The sequence below is a fragment of the Streptomyces sp. NPDC006552 genome, assembly GCF_040611655.1.
Taxonomy (GTDB): Bacteria; Actinomycetota; Actinomycetes; order Streptomycetales; family Streptomycetaceae; genus Streptomyces.
This window is the reverse complement of sequence record NZ_JBEXOS010000017.1, coordinates 75,798-93,829: the sequence shown is the minus strand read 5'-3', so window position 1 is coordinate 93,829 and position 18,032 is coordinate 75,798. Positions and strand designations below refer to the sequence as shown.

The 18,032-nt window shown below is 73.3% G+C and carries 16 protein-coding genes; 6 read left to right on the top strand and 10 right to left on the bottom strand.

Annotated features, from left to right (window positions below; genetic code table 11):
* Positions 1 to 171: 171 nt before the first annotated feature.
* From ABZY33_RS13535 to mshD, 5 genes are all read right to left on the bottom strand, one after another.
* The gene (locus tag ABZY33_RS13535) at positions 172 to 1,101 is read right to left on the bottom strand and encodes an ABC transporter permease (RefSeq protein ID WP_356491692.1); all 930 of its coding nucleotides are present in this window, start codon (positions 1,099 to 1,101) and stop codon (positions 172 to 174) included.
* The gene (locus ABZY33_RS13530) at positions 1,098 to 2,114 is read right to left on the bottom strand and encodes a hypothetical protein (protein ID WP_356491691.1); all 1,017 of its coding nucleotides are present in this window, start codon (positions 2,112 to 2,114) and stop codon (positions 1,098 to 1,100) included. Before ABZY33_RS13530 ends, ABZY33_RS13535 begins: the two co-directional genes overlap by 4 nt.
* Positions 2,111 to 3,007 (bottom strand): ABC transporter ATP-binding protein, encoded by an 897-nt coding sequence (locus tag ABZY33_RS13525; protein WP_356491690.1) that lies wholly within the window; start codon positions 3,005 to 3,007, stop codon positions 2,111 to 2,113. The genes ABZY33_RS13530 and ABZY33_RS13525 overlap by 4 nt, the downstream gene beginning before the upstream one ends.
* Entirely contained in the window at positions 3,004 to 3,399 is a 396-nt protein-coding gene (locus ABZY33_RS13520) for a GntR family transcriptional regulator (protein WP_356491721.1), read from the bottom strand. The genes ABZY33_RS13525 and ABZY33_RS13520 overlap by 4 nt, the downstream gene beginning before the upstream one ends.
* A 138-nt stretch (positions 3,400 to 3,537) precedes the next feature.
* Positions 3,538 to 4,473 (bottom strand): mycothiol synthase, encoded by a 936-nt coding sequence (mshD, locus tag ABZY33_RS13515; RefSeq protein WP_356491689.1) that lies wholly within the window; start codon positions 4,471 to 4,473, stop codon positions 3,538 to 3,540.
* A 142-nt stretch (positions 4,474 to 4,615) separates the two neighbouring features.
* On the opposite strand from mshD, the gene ABZY33_RS13510 reads away from it, so the two are divergent.
* Both ABZY33_RS13510 and ABZY33_RS13505 read left to right on the top strand, forming a co-directional pair.
* Entirely contained in the window at positions 4,616 to 6,499 is a 1,884-nt protein-coding gene (locus tag ABZY33_RS13510; protein WP_356491688.1) for a 5'-nucleotidase C-terminal domain-containing protein, read from the top strand.
* Between the two features lie 131 nt (positions 6,500 to 6,630).
* Positions 6,631 to 7,824, top strand: coding sequence for a DUF2993 domain-containing protein (locus ABZY33_RS13505; RefSeq protein ID WP_356491687.1), 1,194 nt, complete (start codon positions 6,631 to 6,633; stop codon positions 7,822 to 7,824).
* A 30-nt stretch (positions 7,825 to 7,854) separates the two neighbouring features.
* On the opposite strand, the gene ABZY33_RS13500 is transcribed toward ABZY33_RS13505, so the two are convergent.
* The 3 genes from ABZY33_RS13500 to ABZY33_RS13490 form a co-directional block, all read right to left on the bottom strand.
* Positions 7,855 to 9,279, bottom strand: a complete 1,425-nt coding sequence (locus ABZY33_RS13500; RefSeq protein WP_356491686.1) for a HAMP domain-containing sensor histidine kinase — start codon at positions 9,277 to 9,279, stop codon at positions 7,855 to 7,857.
* Positions 9,276 to 10,010, bottom strand: coding sequence for a response regulator transcription factor (locus ABZY33_RS13495; protein WP_356491685.1), 735 nt, complete (start codon positions 10,008 to 10,010; stop codon positions 9,276 to 9,278). Before ABZY33_RS13495 ends, ABZY33_RS13500 begins: the two co-directional genes overlap by 4 nt.
* A gap of 111 nt (positions 10,011 to 10,121) precedes the next feature.
* Positions 10,122 to 11,267, bottom strand: a complete 1,146-nt coding sequence (locus ABZY33_RS13490) for a trypsin-like peptidase domain-containing protein (protein WP_356491684.1) — start codon at positions 11,265 to 11,267, stop codon at positions 10,122 to 10,124.
* A 273-nt stretch (positions 11,268 to 11,540) separates the two neighbouring features.
* Between ABZY33_RS13490 and ABZY33_RS13485 the strand changes: the two genes are divergently transcribed.
* Positions 11,541 to 13,292, top strand: a complete 1,752-nt coding sequence (locus ABZY33_RS13485) for a trypsin-like serine protease (protein ID WP_356491683.1) — start codon at positions 11,541 to 11,543, stop codon at positions 13,290 to 13,292.
* 16 nt (positions 13,293 to 13,308) lie between these two features.
* On the opposite strand, the gene ABZY33_RS13480 is transcribed toward ABZY33_RS13485, so the two are convergent.
* On the bottom strand, positions 13,309 to 14,331 hold the full coding sequence (locus tag ABZY33_RS13480; RefSeq protein ID WP_356491682.1) for a LacI family DNA-binding transcriptional regulator: 1,023 nt from the start codon (positions 14,329 to 14,331) through the stop codon (positions 13,309 to 13,311).
* Positions 14,332 to 14,384: 53 nt separating this feature from the next.
* Positions 14,385 to 15,203 (bottom strand): response regulator transcription factor, encoded by an 819-nt coding sequence (locus ABZY33_RS13475; RefSeq protein ID WP_356491681.1) that lies wholly within the window; start codon positions 15,201 to 15,203, stop codon positions 14,385 to 14,387.
* A 271-nt stretch (positions 15,204 to 15,474) separates the two neighbouring features.
* Here ABZY33_RS13475 and ABZY33_RS13470 point away from each other — a divergent pair, with 271 nt between their 5' ends.
* From ABZY33_RS13470 to ABZY33_RS13460, 3 genes are read left to right on the top strand one after another with little or no spacing between them, the layout of a single operon-like run.
* A complete protein-coding gene (locus tag ABZY33_RS13470) occupies positions 15,475 to 16,236 on the top strand; it encodes an alpha/beta fold hydrolase (protein WP_356491680.1) in 762 nt (253 codons plus the stop codon).
* 36 nt (positions 16,237 to 16,272) lie between these two features.
* Entirely contained in the window at positions 16,273 to 16,527 is a 255-nt protein-coding gene (locus ABZY33_RS13465) for a MoaD/ThiS family protein (protein ID WP_356491679.1), read from the top strand.
* A gap of 5 nt (positions 16,528 to 16,532) precedes the next feature.
* Positions 16,533 to 17,783, top strand: a complete 1,251-nt coding sequence (locus tag ABZY33_RS13460; protein WP_356491678.1) for a hypothetical protein — start codon at positions 16,533 to 16,535, stop codon at positions 17,781 to 17,783.
* Positions 17,784 to 18,032: the final 249 nt, after the last annotated feature.

The following is an 18,032-nucleotide window of genomic DNA, read 5'->3' as shown; positions in this document are numbered from 1 at the left end:
GGGGCGGCGGGTGCGGCGGGGTTCGGGGTGAGGCCCGCTCCGGCGCCGTGGGGCCGTGTCCGGTGGGCGGCTGCCGGATGGTGGGGGTGCTCGCGCAGTTCCCTGCGCCCCTTACGGGGCGCGGACGGGCGGGGTGGGGGTGTGGGGGGCTCGCGCCGTTCTCCGCGGCCCCTACGGGGCCGTTCTGCGGTGCAGGAGGTGGAACGTCGCGTACGTGACCGCCGCGGTCAGGGCCAACAGCACCGCCGTCTCCGTCAGTTGGAGGGGCCAGAAGTGTGCGGCCGGGTGGAAGGTGCTGTAGTAGCCGGTCACATCGTGGTCGGTCAGGCACTGCTTGTCGTCGACGCAGATCGGGTCGGGGATGTGCGCACCGGTGGAGGTGACGGCGCCCTCGGAGACGCCCTCGCCCCGATAACCCCGGTAGCCGTGGGCGAGCGAGCCGTAGACCGTCTTCGTGGACCACAGGTGCGGGTGGAGCAGTTGCACGCAGAACGCCAGGGTCAGCGTCAGTACCGCGCCGAGGGCCGCCGCGGGCACCAGCTTGCGCTGGAGCAGCGCCGCGAGCGCACCGCAGGCCAGGGCCAGCAGGGGCATGGCCACCGCGGTGGGGCCGAGGGCGTCGTAGGCGCCGGCGTACCACTGGTTCTCGCTGAGCCCGGGTCCGCGCGCGGCCACCGCGTGGCGCAGCGTCACCAGGAGCGCGGTGCCGAGGGTGAGGAGCAGCGCGGGTACGGTCAGCTTGGTGAGCAGCCAGCGGGCGGGGGAGAGGGACTGGGTCCACGCCAACTGGGCGGTGCCGCGCTCCAGTTCGCGCCCGATCAGCACGCCTCCCGCGAAGAGCGCCACGAGGAACGGCATGCCGGTCACAGTGGCGTCGATGACGCTCAGGGCCTCGTGGTACGTGGCCGCGGTCGGCCCTTCGGCGGTGCAGCCGGTGACGCAGTGGCCGCTGGGGACCAGGCCGTCCGTCCCCGGTCCCCACAGCCACAGCAGCATGCCGGCCGTGATGACGACGTAGGCGAGCCAGAGCCACAGGGCGACGCGGTGCAGGCGCAGCACCGTCCAGGTGAGGCCCTTGGGGCGGGTGAGGGCGAGGCTCATGCGGTGGCCCCCTTCGTGACGGGCGCGGACTTCGGGGTGCGCGCGGGGCGGCGCGGCTGGTGGCGGCGCAGGACGAGGAAGGCGGCGACGACGGCGAGGACGGTCAGGCCGAGCAGGATGCCCGTCTCGGTGAGCTGGCGGGGCCAGTAGTCGGGGGAGGGCAGGTACTCCCGGGTGAAGCCGGTGACGTGGTGCCGGGCGAGGCACTTCAGGTCCTGGTAGCAGCCGGGGTCGCTGATCTCCGCGCCGCTGGAGGTGATCGCCTTGCTGTGGACGGGCAGCTCGGGCTGCTGGTACCGCCCCTGGAACGGCCAGGAGTTGCCGCGCAGGGCGCCCGCCAGGTACTGGCCGATCCCGGCGAGGGCGAGCGCGGGCAGGGTGCGGCGCACCAGCAGGGCGACGAGCACGCCGAGCGCCAGGCCGAACAGCGCGTTCGCCACCGTGGCCAGGCCGACGGAGAAGGCGACGTCGCGCGGGCCGATGCCGGCGACCAGGAGGTGGCCGCGTGCCTTCCACACCAGCTGGTACGCGGCGACGACCAGGCCGGTGCCGAGGGTGATGAGCACGGCGGGCACGGCCAGCTTCACGGTGAGCCAGCGGGCCGGGGTGACGGACTGGGTCCACGCCAGCCGGGCCGTGCCGGACTCCAGTTCGCGGGCGATGAGCGGGCCCGCGGCGAACAGGGCGACGGCGACCGCGGCGATCCGGGTCAGCGTCAGCGGATGGTAGAAGACGGCGTCGAAGGAGCCGGTGAAGGGCAGGGTGGCGGACAGCCCGCGAAAGGCGGTCTCCTGCGCCCCGGTGTAGCCGAACGCGTCGAACGCCTCCCGGGCGTCCGAGGAGCCGGGCCCCCACAGGTAGAGCAGGGTGGCGAGGCTGATCACGACGTAGGCGAGCCACAGCCACAGGGCCGTGCGGTGCAGGCGCAGCACCGTCCACACCAGGCCGTCCGGGCCGGGGAAGGTGCGTCGCACCGGAGCCGTCCGCCGCTGTTCGATGACGGGGGCGCTCATGCGGTCACCGCCGGACCGGCCGAGCGGGCCGTGGTGCCCGGAGTGAGCAGGGCCGGGGCGTCGGGGGAGCGCAGGTGCGCGAGGAGCAGCTCCTCCAGGGAGGGCTCCTGCACCTGCCAGTCGGCGCCGAGCGGTCCGTCGTGGCGGACCAGGGCGGTGATGCCGCGGCCCGAGGCGCGGGACTCGACGACCGTGTGCCCGCCGAGGTCGCCGCGGCCGGTGACCAGTTTGTGCGCGCGGAGCAGGTCGTCGATGCCGCCGCCCAGCCGGATCCGGCCACCGCCGAGGAGCAGCAGGTGGTCGCAGGCGTCGGCCAGCTCGGCCACGATGTGCGAGGACATCAGCACGGTCGTGCCGTGCTCGGCGGCGTCCGCCATGAGTGTGCCCATCAGCTCGTGCCGGGCGAGCGGGTCCAGGTCGGCCATCGGCTCGTCCAGGAGCATCAGCTCGGGCCGCTTGCCCAGGGCCAGGGCGAGTGCGACGCGGGTGCGCTGGCCGCCGGAGAGCGCGCGGACCCGGGCCGTGTGGTCCAGGCCGCCCTGGTCGACGATCTTCTGCGCGTACGCGGCGTCCCAGCGGCCGGGGTTCAGCTCGGCGCCCATGCGCAGCGTGTCGGCGACGGACAGCTGGGGGTAGAGCGGCTTGTCCTGTGAGAGGTAGGAGACCTTCGCGCGGTGCTCGCCGGGGGCGCCGCCCAGCACGTCGAGCCGCCCGGACGTCTGCCGCAGCAGGCCCGCGGCGATCGCCAGCAGGGTGGACTTGCCCGCCCCGTTGGGCCCGACGAGGGCGCTGATGCGGCCGGTGGGCAGCCGGAACGAGCAGTCGTCGAGGGCGGCGCCGGCGAACCGTCCGTACCGCTTGACGAGGCCGGTCGCCTCGATGGCCGTGCTCATGGGGTCCCCTTGTCGGTGGTGCTGAAATGCGCTGCCAGGGCGCTGCTGAACAGGGCCGCCACGTCCTCGCGGTCGAGCCCGGTCTCCTTGGCCCGTCTCGCCCAGTCGTCCAGCTCCGCGCGGAGCGGCGAGTCGGCCGGCGCCGAGCCGAGCGATCTGCGGACGAACGTGCCCAGGCCCCGGCGGGCCTCGACGAGTCCCGCGCGCTCCAGCTCCCGGTACGCCTTGAGCACGGTGTTCGGGTTGATGGCGGTCGCCTCGACCACTTCCCGGGCGGTGGGCAGCTTGTCGCCCGGTTCGAGCATGCCCATCCGCAGGGCCTGCTCGGTCTGGTGGACGATCTGCAGGTAGGTGGCGACGCCGCTGTTGCGGTCGATCCGGAACTCGATCACGTACTCCCGCTCGCCCACTGGCCCTACCCCCTTTCACTAATCAAGTAGTGAAAGGGTGATGCAAGAGAGGGGGCGGCGTCAAGCGACACCGCCCCCTCGGCTTTCCCGGCCGGTCCGTGGAGGCCACGAACCCGCAGGTCAGGACTCGGTTCGGTACATCAGATCCGTCTCGTGGGTGCGGAAGCCGAGCCGCTCGTACACGCGCACGGCCGCCGCGTTGTCGGCGTCGACGTAGAGCATCGCGGTCGGCAGCCCGGCCGCGGCCAGGTGGCGCAGGCCCGTCGTGGTCAGCGCCTTGCCGAGCCCGCCGCCCTGGTTGCCCGGGGCGACCCCCACCACGTACACCTCGCCGAGCCCCTCCTCGGCGTGCACCTTCGTCCAGTGGAAGCCGACCAGCTCGTCGTTCTTGAAGGCGAGGAAGAACCCGGACGGATCGAACCACGGCTCGGCCATCCGGGCGTCCAGGTCGCGCTGGGTGAGGGAGCCCTGCTCGGGGTGGTGCGCGAACGCCGCCGCGTTCACCGCGAGCCAGCCCGCGTCGTCCTGGCCGGGGACGAAGGTGCGGATGCGGACCCCCGCGGGCAGCACCGGGTCGGGCAGGTCGAGATCGGTCAGGGACCGGCGCATCTGGCGCAGCTCCCGGAACAGGGACAGACCCAGGACCTGCGCGAGGTGGCGCGCCGCGCCGTGCCCGCCGTGCGCCCACACCCGCAGCCGCTTCCCGGAGGCGGCCAGCAGCGCCGAGCCGAGCGCCCGCCCGTGCCCGCGGCCCCGGTGCGCGGGGTGCACCACCAGCTCGGCGGCGGGCGCCTCGACCGGGTCGGTGTCCTCCAGCTGCGCGTACCCGAGCAGCTCCCCGCCGGCCGTCAGCAGCAGGTGGTGCACGCCGTCGCGCTCCCCGCCGCGCAGCTGGAGCCGCCCCTGCTCCGACACGGCCTGCTGTCCGTCGGTGCGGGCGGCCTCGGCCAGCAGCGCGAGCACGGCGTCGGCCTGCGCGTCGGTCAGGGACGAAAGGGTGTCGATCCGGCGTCCCGAGAGGGCCGCATCGCTGGTGGGTGAGGGGTCCGTGGTCATGCAGACGAGGGTACGGCGCACGGTGCGCCGCCCGGCGGCAACCAGCTCGTAACCGGCAACCCCCTGTTGCGCTACGCGCGTTGACCTTAGGCTTCCGGCTGTCATCGCAGCAGCCACCTTCCGGTACCAGGGGGACGCACGTATGCCCGTCACGCCACAGGGACGCAGACCAGCACCTCGGCCGCTCCGCCGGCGCGCCAAGGCCGCGCTCGGCGCCGTCGCCACGCTCGCCACCGCCGGCGCGCTGATGGCCGCGCTGCCCGCGAGCGCCGCGCACGGCGGACACGGGAGCGGACACGGCGGCAGCCACCACGGGCAGAGCCGCTACCAGGACGTACAGCTGCTGTCCTTCAACGACCTGCACGGGAACCTGGAGCCGCCGGCCGGCTCGTCCGGGCAGGTCGGCGAGGTGCAGCCGGACGGCACGACGAAGCAGGTCGACGCGGGCGGCGTGGAGTACCTGGCCACCTCCTTGCGCACCGCCCGCAAGGGCCACCCGTACAGCGTCACGGCGGCGGCCGGCGACCTGATCGGGGCGAGCCCACTGCTGTCGGGCCTCTTCCATGACGAGCCGACCGTCGAGGCGATGAACAAGCTCGACCTGGACGTCACCGGCGTGGGCAACCACGAGTTCGACGAGGGCGCCACCGAACTGGGCCGCATACAGAACGGCGGCTGCCATCCCAAGGACGGCTGCTACGAGGACGGCCGCACCTTCCAGGGCGCCGACTACCCCTACCTCGCGGCCAACGTGACGGACGAGAAGACCGGCAAGCCGATCCTCGCGCCCTACTGGGTGTGGAAGCAGCACGGCGTGAAGGTCGGCTTCATCGGCGTCACGCTGGAGGGCACGCCGGACATCGTCTCGGCCGAGGGCGTCAAGGGCCTGAAGTTCCACGACGAGATCGAGACCGTCAACAAGTACGCGAAGATCCTCGACAAGCAGGGCGTGAAGTCGATCGTCGCCCTCATCCACGAGGGCGGGGTGCCGGCCTCCTCCGCCTACAACTACGACTGTGACGCGGGCGGCGCGGGCGCCGGGATCTCCGGCCCGATCGTCTCCATCGCCAAGGGCATCTCCCCGAAGGTCGACGCGCTCGTCACCGGCCACACGCACAACGCCTACGTGTGCACGATCCCGGACCCGTCCGGCACCCCGCGCCTGGTCACGTCCGCGTCCTCCTACGGCAAGCTCTACACGGACACCACGCTGACCTACGACCGCCGCACCAAGGACGTCGTCCGCACGGCCGTGAAGTCCGGCGCGCCGCACAAGGGCGGCCCGAAGGCGCCCGTCTCGGCCAACCACGTCGTCGCGCGCACCCAGCCCAAGGCGGCCGACATGACCGCGCTGATCGGCCGGTGGAACAAGCTCGCGGCGCCCGTGGCGAGCCGGGCCGTCGGCTACATCTCCGGCGACATCCCGGGCCGCGGCGCCGGTACGCCGGAGGAGCCGCTCGGCGACCTCATCGCGGACGCCCAGCTCGCGCACGCCAAAACCCTGGACCCGAAGGCGAGCGTGGCCCTGATGAACCCGGGCGGGGTCCGCTCCGACCTCGTGTACAAGGCGAGCGGCGGCGAGGGCGACGGGGTGGTGACGTACGGCGAGGCGTTCACCGTGCAGCCCTTCAGCAACACGGTCAACCTCGTCGACCTCACCGGCGCCCAGCTCGTCCAGGCGTTGCAGCAGCAGGTCAGCGGCCCGAACGAGGCATCCCCGAAGATCCTCCAGCCGTCGGCCGGGCTGACGTACACGCTCGACATGACCAAGTCGGGCGCGGCGCGGGTCGTCACGGACTCGATCCGGCTGAACGGCGCGGCGATCGACCCGGCGGCCACCTACCGGGTCGCGATGAACTCCTTCCTCGCGGGCGGCGGCGACGGCTTCACGGCGCTCGGGCAGGGCAAGAACCCGCTGGTCGGCGCGGACGACCTGAAGGCGTTCAACGACTACCTGACCGCCAACTCCTCGGCCGCCGACCCGGTCGCGCCCCCGAAGGCCGACCGGATCACGGTCGTGAAGTAGCGACGAACCGGCGCTGAAGCCGACCGGAAACAGCACGTACATGCGGGTGGCCTACGGTGGACCGTGGGCCACCCGTCGTGCTGCACGGACGGGTTTGCCCGGCGGGCGGGGGTGTGTGGTGGAATCACCCGATGCGTACCCCCCACCGCATAGCCAACGCCCGTGATCCGTACGAGGAGTTGGCCGCCCTTGCGGACCACCCGCTCGACGACGTCCCGCGCGGGCGGCCGCCGGCCGCGGACGACCCCGGCGACGCGTGGCTGCCGCCCCACCACGGGCGCAGCCGCCGCCGCACCCGCTTCGCCGGACTCCCGTTGCTGGTCAAGGGCGTGGTCGCGATCCTCGTCCTCACCGCGTTCCTCACCCTCGCCGACCGCTGGGCCGTCCTGTACGCCGAGCACCGCGCCGCGCAGCAGCTCAAGAAGGAGCTGAAGCTGACCGCGGCGCCCGAGGTCGACATCGCGGGCTTCCCCTTCCTCACCCAGCTCGCGGACCGCCGGGTGGACGAGATGAAGGTCACGGTCCCGGACGTCGCCGCCGACCGCGTCACCCTCGCCGAGGTCTCGGCCACCGCGCACGACGTCCGCATCGAGGGCTCGGGGCTCACCGGCATCAGCGGCGCCCGCGTCGACGCGGTGCGCGGCGAGGTCCTGCTCAGCTTCGCGGACCTGAACCGGGAGCTGGGCGCCTCCCAGGTCACCTTCACCGGCCACGGCCGCGACCGGGTGCTGGCCCGCGGCACCCTGCCGGTCGCCGGCCACGAGGTGAAGGTGCGGGCCGACGCCACACTCCGGCGCCTGGGCGCCTCCGGCGTCGCCACCGACATCGACGGCATGCGCCTGGACCTCGGCGGCCTGGCCACCTACCGGCCCGGCACCCGGCCCGCCGAGGGCCTGCACCTGACCGCCGCCTCGGTGCGGCGGATCACCGAGGAGAGCGACCAGGCGAAGCGGCTGCTGGCGATCCCCGCGCTCGTGCACCGCGCCGGCGTCCCCGGCGCGGCCGTCCGGCAGGCGCTGCGCGGCGAGAAGAAGGTGAGCGAGGTGACCGGTACGCCCCGTTTCGTGCGGGGCCTCATGCGGACGAACCTCATCGACATCGCCCTCGACCACCCCTGGCTCCTGAAGAAGCTCGGCCTGGACCCGGCCCTGCTCCACGGCCTCACCGAGCTGACCCGCCCCGCACTCGCCGACCGCCTCTCCCTCGCCTTCCGGCTGCCGGAACTGCCGGGCGACGCCGGCTACGTACGGCTGCGTGACGTGCGCGTGGCGAAGGACGGGATCCGCGTGGAGCTGTCGGGGGCCGGCCTGTCCGTGGGCCGCTGAGCGCCCGCGGCCGAGGGGAGACGGACCCGGTCAGGGGAGGTCCGGTGGCGGGGTGGGCGCGCCGGGCAGCCGCACCGTGGCGACCGTGCCGCCGCCGTCCGCCGCCGCCAGCGCCACCTCGCCGCCGCTCGCCTCCACGGTCCGGGCCACGATGGACAGGCCGAGTCCCGAGCCGGGCAGCGCGCGGGCGGTCGGCGACCGCCAGAACCGGTCGAAGACGTACGGGAGTTCGTCGGCCGGGATGCCGGGGCCATGGTCGCGCACGGTGAGCGTCCCGCGCATCAGCGCCACCTCGATCCGGCCCTTGCGCGGGCTGAACTTCACCGCGTTGTCGAGCAGGTTGACGATGGCCCGCTCCAGCGCCGCCGGTTCCGCGCGGACGTACCAGGGGGCCAGCTCGGCGTCGATGGCCAGCTCGGGGCCGCGCAGCCGGGCGCGTTCGATGGCGGTACGGACGGTCTCGTGCAGGGAGACGACCTTGAGCGGGCCGTCGCTCCCGGCCAGCCCGGTGCGCGACAGCTCCTGGAGGTCGCCGATGAGCGCGGCCAGCTCGATCATCTGCGCCTTGACCGACGCCATCAGCGCCTTGCGGTCGTCCGGGGGGATGGCGCGGCCCGTCTCCTCGCTGCGGGTGAGCAGTTCGATGTTGGTCCGCATCGAGGTCAGGGGCGTGCGCAGCTCGTGACCGGCGTCGGCGATGAGCTGCTGTTGCAGCTCGCGGGAGGAGGCGAGGGACGCCGTCATCGAGTTGAACGACGCGGAGAGCCGGGCGATCTCGTCGTCGCCCTCGACCGGGATGCGGACGGTCAGATCCTCGGTCCTGGCCACGTGTTCGACGGTCTCGGTGAGCTGGTCGACGGGGCGCAGCCCGGTCCGGGCGATCCACAGGCCGGCGGCGGTGGCACCCAGGACGCCGATACCGCCGACGAGGAGGAGGACCCAGGCGAGGGTGGTGAGGGGCTCGGTGACCTCGGCCAGCGGGCTGGCGATCGACACCGCGGTGTTCTCGTACCGGATGCCGGGCTCGCGGTAGATCTGGACCGTGAAGACGCGCATGGCCTTGCCGTCCGCGTCGTCCGTGGTGTGCAGCGCCGAGTCCCGGGTGCCGTGGGCCACCTCCCGGTCCGCGGGCTGGACCGGGATCGCGGTGTCGCCCGGGGACGTGCAGATCTGACCGTCGGAGGTGATGACCTGGATCGTCGGGCCCGGCAGGGCGTGCTCGCCGGCCGGTCCGCCGCTCTGGCAGTTGCTCGCGATGGAGAGCACCTGGCTCGGCTTCACCGAACCGACCTGCTGCTTCAGGTCCTCGTTCAGCTGCGTCATCAGCTGCGCCCGCGTCAGGAACCAGCACGTCACCGCCACCGCGGCCACCGCCGCCGCCACCGCGACAGCGACCAGCAGCGCGAGCCGCGACCGCAGCGGCAGTCCGCGCAGCCTGCGCAGCACCCGGTTCATTCCGCCCCGCCGGAGCGCAGCACGTACCCCACGCCCCGCACCGTGTGCACGAGCCGCGGCTCGCCGCCGGCCTCCGTCTTGCGCCGCAGGTACATCACGTACACGTCGAGCGAGTTGGACGACGGCTCGAAGTCGAAGCCCCACACCGCCTTGAGGATCTGCTCGCGCGTGAGGACCTGGCGCGGGTGGGCCAGGAACATCTCCAGGAGCGTGAACTCGGTCCGGGTCAGCTCCACCGTGCGCGCGCCCCGCGTGACCTCCCGGGTCGCCAGGTCCATGCGCAGGTCGGCGAAGGCGAGCACGTCGGAGCCGTCGGTCCCGGCGACCGCCGCGGACGCGTACCCGCTGCGCCGCAGCAGCGCGCGGACCCGGGCGAACAGCTCGTCCAGCTCGAACGGCTTGACCAGGTAGTCGTCGGCGCCCGCGTCGAGCCCGGTGACCCGGTCCCCGACGGTGTCGCGGGCGGTGAGCATGAGGATCGGGGTGGTGGAGCCGATGGCGCGCAGCCGGCGGGCCGCGGTCAGGCCGTCCATGCGCGGCATCTGGATGTCCAGGACGACCAGGTCCGGCTGGTGCGCGGCCGCTTTCTCCAGCGCGTCGGCGCCGTCGACGGCGACCTCGGTGTCGTAGCCCTCGAAGGCGAGGGAGCGCTGGAGTGCCTCCCGCACCGCCGGCTCGTCGTCGACGATGAGGATGCGGTGCGGGTCGCGGTCGCCTTCGGCGGGGCTCATGGGCTGCGCTTCCTTCGGCAGTGGGTGCGGGCGGGGCCGGTCTTCAGCCTCGCACGGCGGCGCTACGGCCGCGTAGGTGGTGCCTCCAGGGGTGGGGCGGGCGGGACCGGTTCAGTTGTCGGTGCCTCCGGCGCGCAGCTCGGCGAGGTCGGCCTTGACGGTGTCGACCGGGATGGCGAAGCCGAGGCCGACGCTGCCGGCGCTCGACGAGGAGGACGAGGAGTCCGAACCGGCCGAGTACATCGCGGAGTTGATGCCGATGACGTTGCCGTTCATGTCGATGAGGGCGCCGCCGGAGTTGCCGGGGTTGAGGGACGCGTCGGTCTGGAGCGCCTTGTACGTCGTGGTGGACGAGCCGGTGTCGCCGTTGAACTCCTGGCCGCCGAACTCGAAGGGCCACTGGCCGCTGCCGCCGCCCTGCTGCTGTTGTTGCCGGCCCTCGTCGGTGGAGACGGTGACGTCGCGGTCGAGGGCGGAGACGATGCCGCTGGTGACGGTGCCGGTCAGGCCCTCCGGCGAGCCGATCGCGACGACCTGGTCGCCTACCTTGACGCCGGAGGAGTCGCCGAGCGTGGCGGCCTTCAGCCCCGAGGCGTTCTTCAGCTTGATCAGCGCGAGGTCCTTCTTGGCGTCGGTGCCGACGACCTCGGCGGTGTACGTCTTGCCGTCGCTCGTGCGCACCTTGATGGAGGTGGCGCCGGAGACGACGTGGTTGTTGGTGAGGATCTCGCCGTCGCCGGTGAGGACGACACCGGAGCCGGTGGAGGAGCCGGCCGACAGTGCCGCGTTGACCTCGACGATCGAGGGGCTGACCGCCGTGGCGACGCCGGAGACGGTGCCCTTCTGGCTGCTGGGCACCACGTTGGTGCTGGTGGCGCTGGAGGCGGTGGTGTCCGAGCCGCTCAGCTCCTGGAAGGCGTACGCGGTGCCGCCGCCGACGGCCGCCGCCGCGACCGCCACGGCCGCGAGCAGCCCGAGCGGCCCGCGCAGCCGCTTGCGCTTCCTGGGCGCCGGCGGCAGCTCGGGCCCGTGGACCGCGAACTGGGCAGTGTGCCCGCCGCCGTGACCACTGTCCCCGCCGTGGCCGCCCGCCGGCCACACCGTCCGTCCCGGAGCCAGGCCCACGGGCTCGTACGACGGCGGGGCCGGGTACGCGCTCCCGGCGTACGGCGGGTGCTGCGGTGCGGGGCCGGGGGTACCGGTGGGGCCGTCGGGGGACTGGGGATACTCGCCGCTGCGGCGGAAGCTCTCGGTCATGGGACCAGCGTGGAGCGCGCACATGAGAGCCGGCTGAGCGTGCCCTGAGAGTCCCGGCAGAACCCTGTTTGCCCGAAATAAAGGCGGCCCGGGGCGGGCGCGGCGAACGGTGGGTTACCCGCGGATGAGTTCCAGGAAGGTGCCCGGCCAATACTCCGCGGGGCAGCCGCGAACCCCGTGTCCCAGGGGGCGCGAGGTGCCTACGATCCCCGCGCGCCCCCCACCTCGCGCTCCCCCCCGCACCAAGCAACGTCACCTCATCAGGAGCCTTGAGTGATACGTGCCCTTCGCGGCCGTCGCAGACGCACTGCCACCGCCTCGGCCGCCCTCGCACTGGCGCTCGGCTGCGCCGGTCTCCTCGCCGCGCAGCCCGCGGGCGCGGCGGACATCCCGCCCGGGCTGCCCGACGCGAACGTCGCCGCCCGGTCCGTGAACCCGGCCCCGGCCGCCCCCGACCGGGAGCTGCGCCACCGGGTGACCGAGGCCGCCAGGAGCCAGGCGACCCCGCGGACCAAGCCGAAGGCGACGCCCTTCATCATCGGCGGCACCCAGACGCCGATCTCGTCCGCGCCCTGGATGGTCCAGCTCTCCTACTACGACAGCGCCACCGACGAGGGCTACTTCTGCGGCGGCGCCCTGGTCGCCCCGAACAAGGTCCTCACCGCCGCCCACTGCGTCGCCGGCCTGGACTGGACGGCGAACGGCGCGGTCGTCGCCGGAGCCTCCGGACTGCTCGACGACGCGGCCGGCACCGTCGCCGGTGTCTGGCGCCAGTGGAACCACCCGGGGTACGACGCCGACACCGTCCACAGCGACATCGCGGTGCTCACCCTGGACCGCCCGCTGCAACAGCAGTGGCTGAAGCTCACCCAGAGCAACGACACGGCCTCGTACAAGGGTGGCACCTCTGCCACCGTCTACGGCTGGGGTCTGACCTCCGGCGCCGACGGCGCCGACCTGTCGGCGACGCTGCGCAAGGCCACGCTGCCGATGGTCGCCGATTCCACCTGCGACAGCGCGCTGCGCACGGTGCTAGGCGAGGACGCCTTCGTCGAGGGCTCGATGTTCTGCGCCGGCACCCCGGCGACCGGCACCGACGAGGGCACGCAGAGCCCCTGCAACGGCGACTCGGGCGGCCCGGTGGTCGTGGGCGGCCGGGTCGTCGGCATCGTCTCGTGGGGCGTCGCGGGCTGCACCGCCAAGGGCGCCTACCCGGTCTTCACGAAGGTCGCCCCGTACGTCTGGGCCGCCCAGCCCCGCGTCGACGACACGGACATGTCCTTCGACGGCCGGGCCGACCTGGTCGGCCGTACCCCCTCGGGCGGCCTGTTCGAGCACGACAGCAAGGGCACCTCGCTGGCCACCCGCGCCTACCTCGGCAACGGCTGGGAGACCTCCGCCTGGGCGCTCCAGGCCGACCTGGACCGGGACTTCTACCAGGACCTGATCGTCCGCGACTCGGTCGACGGCAAGCTGTACCGGGACGCCTACGACGCGGGCACCGACGCGTTCGCATGGAAGCAGATCACCTCGGTGTGGGGCGGCTATAAGTCGTACGCCGTGCCCGGCGACCTGACCGGCGATGCCCGCCCGGACCTCGTCGCGGTCGACGCGGACGGCTCGGTGTACCTCTACCCGGGCAAGGGCGACGGCGAGTTCTACGGCAAGGTCAAGGTCGTCGACAAGTCCTGGAAGGGCGTCAAGGTCTTCGGCCGCGGCGACCTCACCGGCGACGGCAAGACCGACCTGCTCGTGCGCAACAGCTCCGGTGTGCTGTACCTGTACCGCGGCACCCAGGTCGAGCACACCCCGTGGGCGGCGCGCATCCAGGCCCGTACCGGCTGGAACTTCACGGCGTACGCCACCAACGGCGACGTGACCGGGGACGGCGTCGCCGACGTCATGGCCCGCGACTCGGGCGGCACGCTGTGGCTCTACCCGGGCACCAGCAAGGCTTCCAGCGACCTGTTCGGGGCGCGCAGGAGCCTGGGCACCGGGTTCAACCAGTACAACCTGCTGTTCTGAGCCCGCGGCGGACGGCTCAGGCGCAGCCGCAGGACTGACGCACGACCAGGCGCGACGGGAACAGCTTCAGGCGTTCCCGTCGCGATCCCGCCACGCGCAGCCCGTCGTCGAGCACCAGGTCGACGGCGGCCCGCGCCATCGCCGAGCGGTCCGAGGCGACGGTGGTCAGCGGCGGATCGGTCAGCCCCGCCTCCTTGACGTCGTCGAACCCGGCGACGGCCAGCTCGCCCGGCACGTCGATCCGCAGCTCGCGCGCGGCCCGCAGCACCCCGATGGCCTGGTCGTCGGTGGAGCAGAAGATGGCCGGCGGCCGGTCCGGCCCGGCCAGCAGCCCGAGCGCCACCTGATAGGCGTCGTAGCGGTTGTACGGCGCCTCGAAGAGCCGGCCCTCGGTGGGGCAGCCGGCCTCCTGCATCGCGCGGCGCCAGCCCTCGACGTGGTCGGAGACCGGGTCGCCGACGGACGGCGTCTCGGCGGTGCCGCCGAGACACGCCACGTACGCGTTCCCGTGCTCCAACAGGTGGCGGGTGGCGAGCTGGGCGCCGCCGATGTCGTCGGTGACCACGGCGACGTCGTCGATCGCCTCGGGGCGCTCGTGCAGCAGGACGACGCGGGCGTCCCACGCCTCGATCTCGGCCGCCGCCAGGTCGTTGAACCCGTGGCTGACCAGGATCAGACCGGAGACCCGCATGCCGAGGAAGGCCCGCAGATAGTGCACCTCGCGGTCGCCGACGTAGTCGGAGTTGCCGACCAGGACCATTTTCCCGCGCTCGGACGCGGCCTGTTCCACCGCGTGCGCCATCTCCGCGAAGAACGGCTGGCGCGCGTCCGGCACGATCATGCCTATGAGGTCGGTCCGGCGCGACGCCATCGCCTGGGCGACCCGGTCGGGCCGGTACCCCAGCTCCTTGATGGCGGCCTGCACGCGCTCACGCGTGGCCGGGGCGACCGGCCGGGGTCCGTTGTTGATCACGTAGGACACGACGGCGGTCGAAGTACCCGCCAGTCGCGCCACGTCGTCCCGAGTCACCTTGGCCACGCGCGGAGTCTACGCGGATGGAACCCGCCCTGGGCAGGGCGTGCGGAGCGTTCCTAGGGCTCGGCGGTGACGGCCGCGGCGCGCACCCCGGCGGGGGTGTCCGCTTCGTCCGGCTTGGCCGCGCCCCCGCCCGTCCCGTCCCGGTCGGCGTCCGTCTTCTCGATCTTCTTCTCGGCGGTTTTGTCGGCGGTCTTCTCCGGCTTCTCCGGGGTGACGAAGCGGTAGCCGACGTTGCGCACGGTGCCGATGAGCGACTCGTGCTCGGGGCCGAGCTTGGCGCGCAGCCGCCGGACGTGGACGTCCACGGTGCGGGTGCCGCCGAAGTAGTCGTAGCCCCACACCTCCTGGAGCAGCTGGGCGCGGGTGAAGACGCGGCCCGGGTGTTGTGCCAGGTACTTCAGGAGTTCGAACTCCTTGAAGGTCAGGTCCAGGACCCGGCCCTTGAGCTTCGCGCTGTACGTCGCCTCGTCCACGGAGAGGTCGCCGTTGCGGATCTCCATGGGGGAGTCGTCGGCGACGATCTGCTGGCGGCCCATGGCGAGCCGCAGCCGGGCCTCGACCTCGGCCGGGCCCGCGGTGTCGAGCAGGACGTCGTCGATGCCCCAGTCGGCGGTGACGGCGGCGAGGCCGCCCTCGGTGACCACGAGGACCAGCGGGCAGCCGGGCCCGGTGGAGCGCAGCAGCTGACAGAGGCTGCGGACCTGCGGGAGGTCGCGGCGTCCGTCGATCAGGATGACGTCGGCACCGGGGGTGTCGACGAGTGCGGGTCCCTCGGCGGGGGCCACCCGCACGGTGTGCAGCAGCAGGCCGAGGGCGGGGAGCACCTCCGCCGACGGCTGAAGGGCGTTGGTCAGGAGCAGCAAGGAACTCATCGCGCCCCACCTGCCCGGGTCGTCCTGTGTTCGTGCACGGTTCGCTCGCCCATAACGTCTGGTTCCTCCTCGGTCCCTGCGAGGACGTTTGCGGCACTGCTTCGTGGTGCTGGTGGTGCTGGTGGTGCTCCGCTCGTGAAAGCACAAAAGGACCCGGGGGCTGCTTTGCCCGAGTCCTCTGCCCAGCACAATAGCCCACATGACTTGGGGTCGGGCAGGTGAAAAGAGCGGATCTTCTGTGCGGCCGATCACTGAACGACCACGGCGCGTGATGCTGCGTACACAGGACGGTATCGCCATCGACGCCGCGTACGCGCCGGGTCCGGTGCCCGGCGAGGGCCCGGTGATCGTGCTCGCACACGGTTTCACCGGGGATCTGGAGCGGCCGCACGTACGGCGCGCCGCGGGCGTGTTCGCGCAGCGTGCGGCCGTGGTCACGTTCTCCTTCCGGGGCCACGGGCGCTCCGGCGGGCGTTCCACGGTCGGCGACCGCGAGGTGCTCGATCTCGCGGCGGCCGTGGCGTGGGCGCGCGAGACGGGCCACGCGCGCGTGGTGACGGTCGGGTTCTCGATGGGCGGTTCTGTGGTGCTGCGGCACGCGGCATCGCACCGGGGGCGCACGGAAGCGCGCACGGACGCGGTCGTCGCCGTCAGCGCCCCGGCGCGGTGGTTCTACCGGGGTACGGCGCCGATGCGGCGGCTGCACTGGGTGGTGACGCGGCCGACGGGCCGGATGGTGGGCCGCCTCGGCCTGCGCACCCGCATCCAGCCCTGGTCGGGCGGGGTCTGGGACCCGGTCCCGCTGTCGCCGGTCGAGTCGGTCCCGCTGATCGCGCCGACGCCGCTGCTGATCGTGCACGGCGACCGCGACCCGTACTTCCCCGTCGACCACCCCCGGATGCTGGCCGCGGCGGCGGACGGCGGCGCCGAGTTGTGGCTGGAGCCGGGGATGGGGCACGCGGAGAACGCGGCGAGCGACGCGCTGCTCCACCGGATCGGGGCGTGGGCCGCGACGGCGGGTGCCGCACAATAGGACGCCGACCGCACACGAGGATGAGGAGTCGCCGACATGGCTCAGGGCACGATCCGCTACTGGGCGGCGGCCAAGGCGGCCGCCGGCGTCGCGGAGGAACCGTACGACGCGGAGACCCTGGCCGCGGCTCTGACGGCGGTCCGCGAACGGCACCCCGGCGATCTCGTCCGGGTGCTCCAGCGTTCCTCGTTCCTGATCGACGGGGACCCCGTGGGCACGCGCGGGCATGAGACGGTACGGCTTGCCGAGGGCGGCACGGTCGAGGTGCTCCCGCCGTTCGCAGGAGGGTGACCCCGATGAGCAACGACCAGCAGTATCCGCAACAGCCGCCGTACGACCGGTACGACCAGTACGGGCGGCTGTACGGGGAGGCCGGGCAGACCCATGGGCAGGAGCCGTACGGCGGGCAGCAGCCGTACGGCCAGCAGTCGTACGGGCAGGAGTCGTACGGCGGGCAGTCGTACGAAGGTCAGTCCTACGGGAGCGGGCAGCAGCAGTACGGGCAGCAGGAGTGCGGGCAGCAGCAGTCGTACGGCGGGCAGCAGCAGCCGTACGGCGGGTCGCAGTACGAGGACCCGCAGACGCAGCAGTGGCAGGGGCAGACCTGGGACACCCAGGTGCAGCCCGCCCAGGCGCCCGCCCCGCAGCCGTATCTGCCGCCGCAGCCGGCCCGGCAGCAGGAGTGGGGGACGCCCGAACCGGTGCCCGCCCCGGCGCCGGTCGCCGCGGCCGTGCCCGGACCGGTCGCGGAACCCGCCTACGGCGCCGCCACCACCACCGGCAACGCCCGTGTCACCGACGCCCAGCGCGCCCGTGCCGAGGGCCGCTCGCCGGTCATAGAGCCGGGCATCCAGCCCGCCGCGCTCACGGCCGGGCTCGGCCTGCTGCTGGCGGGCGGCGCCGCCGTCGGCCCGTACGCGCTGCTCGTGCCGCTGGTGCTGTTGCAGGCGGTCACGGCCGCGGGCTGGTTCCGGCTCAACGGCATGTGGCCCGCCCGGCAGGGCATCGCCCTCGCCTTCCTGGGCGGTGTCGTCGCGGACATCGCGCTGCTCGCGGCGGGGCGGGAGCACGGGCCCGCCGCGATCCTCGGCACGCTCGGGGTCTGGGTGCTGCTCACGCTCGTCCTCCAGCTGCGTTCGCACGCGTCGCCGGACGAGCGGATGTACGGGCTGATGGCGACCGTCACCTCGGCGGCGCTCGCCATCGTGGCCACCGGGCAGCTGGCGGCGGAGCCGGACGCAGTCACCGTCGGCGGGGCCGCGGTGGCCGTCGCGGTCGTGGCCCGCGCCCTGCCGCTGCCCACGGCGGCCTCTGTGGTGGTGTCGCTGCTGGCGGCCGCCGGGGCGGGGGTCGCGGTCGGCGGGGTGACGGAGTTCGGGGCGGGCGGGGCGCTGCTCGGTCTGGGGGCGGGGGTCTGCGGGCTGGTCGGGCACCGGGTCGCCGCGTACGACTACCCGTCGCGGTTCGTCCACATGACGGCGGGCGTGGCGCTTCCGCTCGCCGCGTCGGCTCCGGCGGTGTATCTGCTCGGCCGGGCTTTGAGCTAGCCGCTCGTTCACAGGTCCTTCGAGTGCGGCCCGGCGGGGGCTGGTCGCGCCGTTCCCCGCGCCCCTGAGATGCGCACTTCGTGCGCCATCTCATCGGGCCCCTGGGGCTGCGGCGAAACCGCATGCCCCAGGGGCAGTCCCCACCGGGCGCAGCCGGACATGGCGCTCGCCCGACGCCCTCAGCTGATCGACAACTTGGGCACAACCCGGCCCACCCCCGACCCCCCGCGGCAGCGGCCACGTACGCTC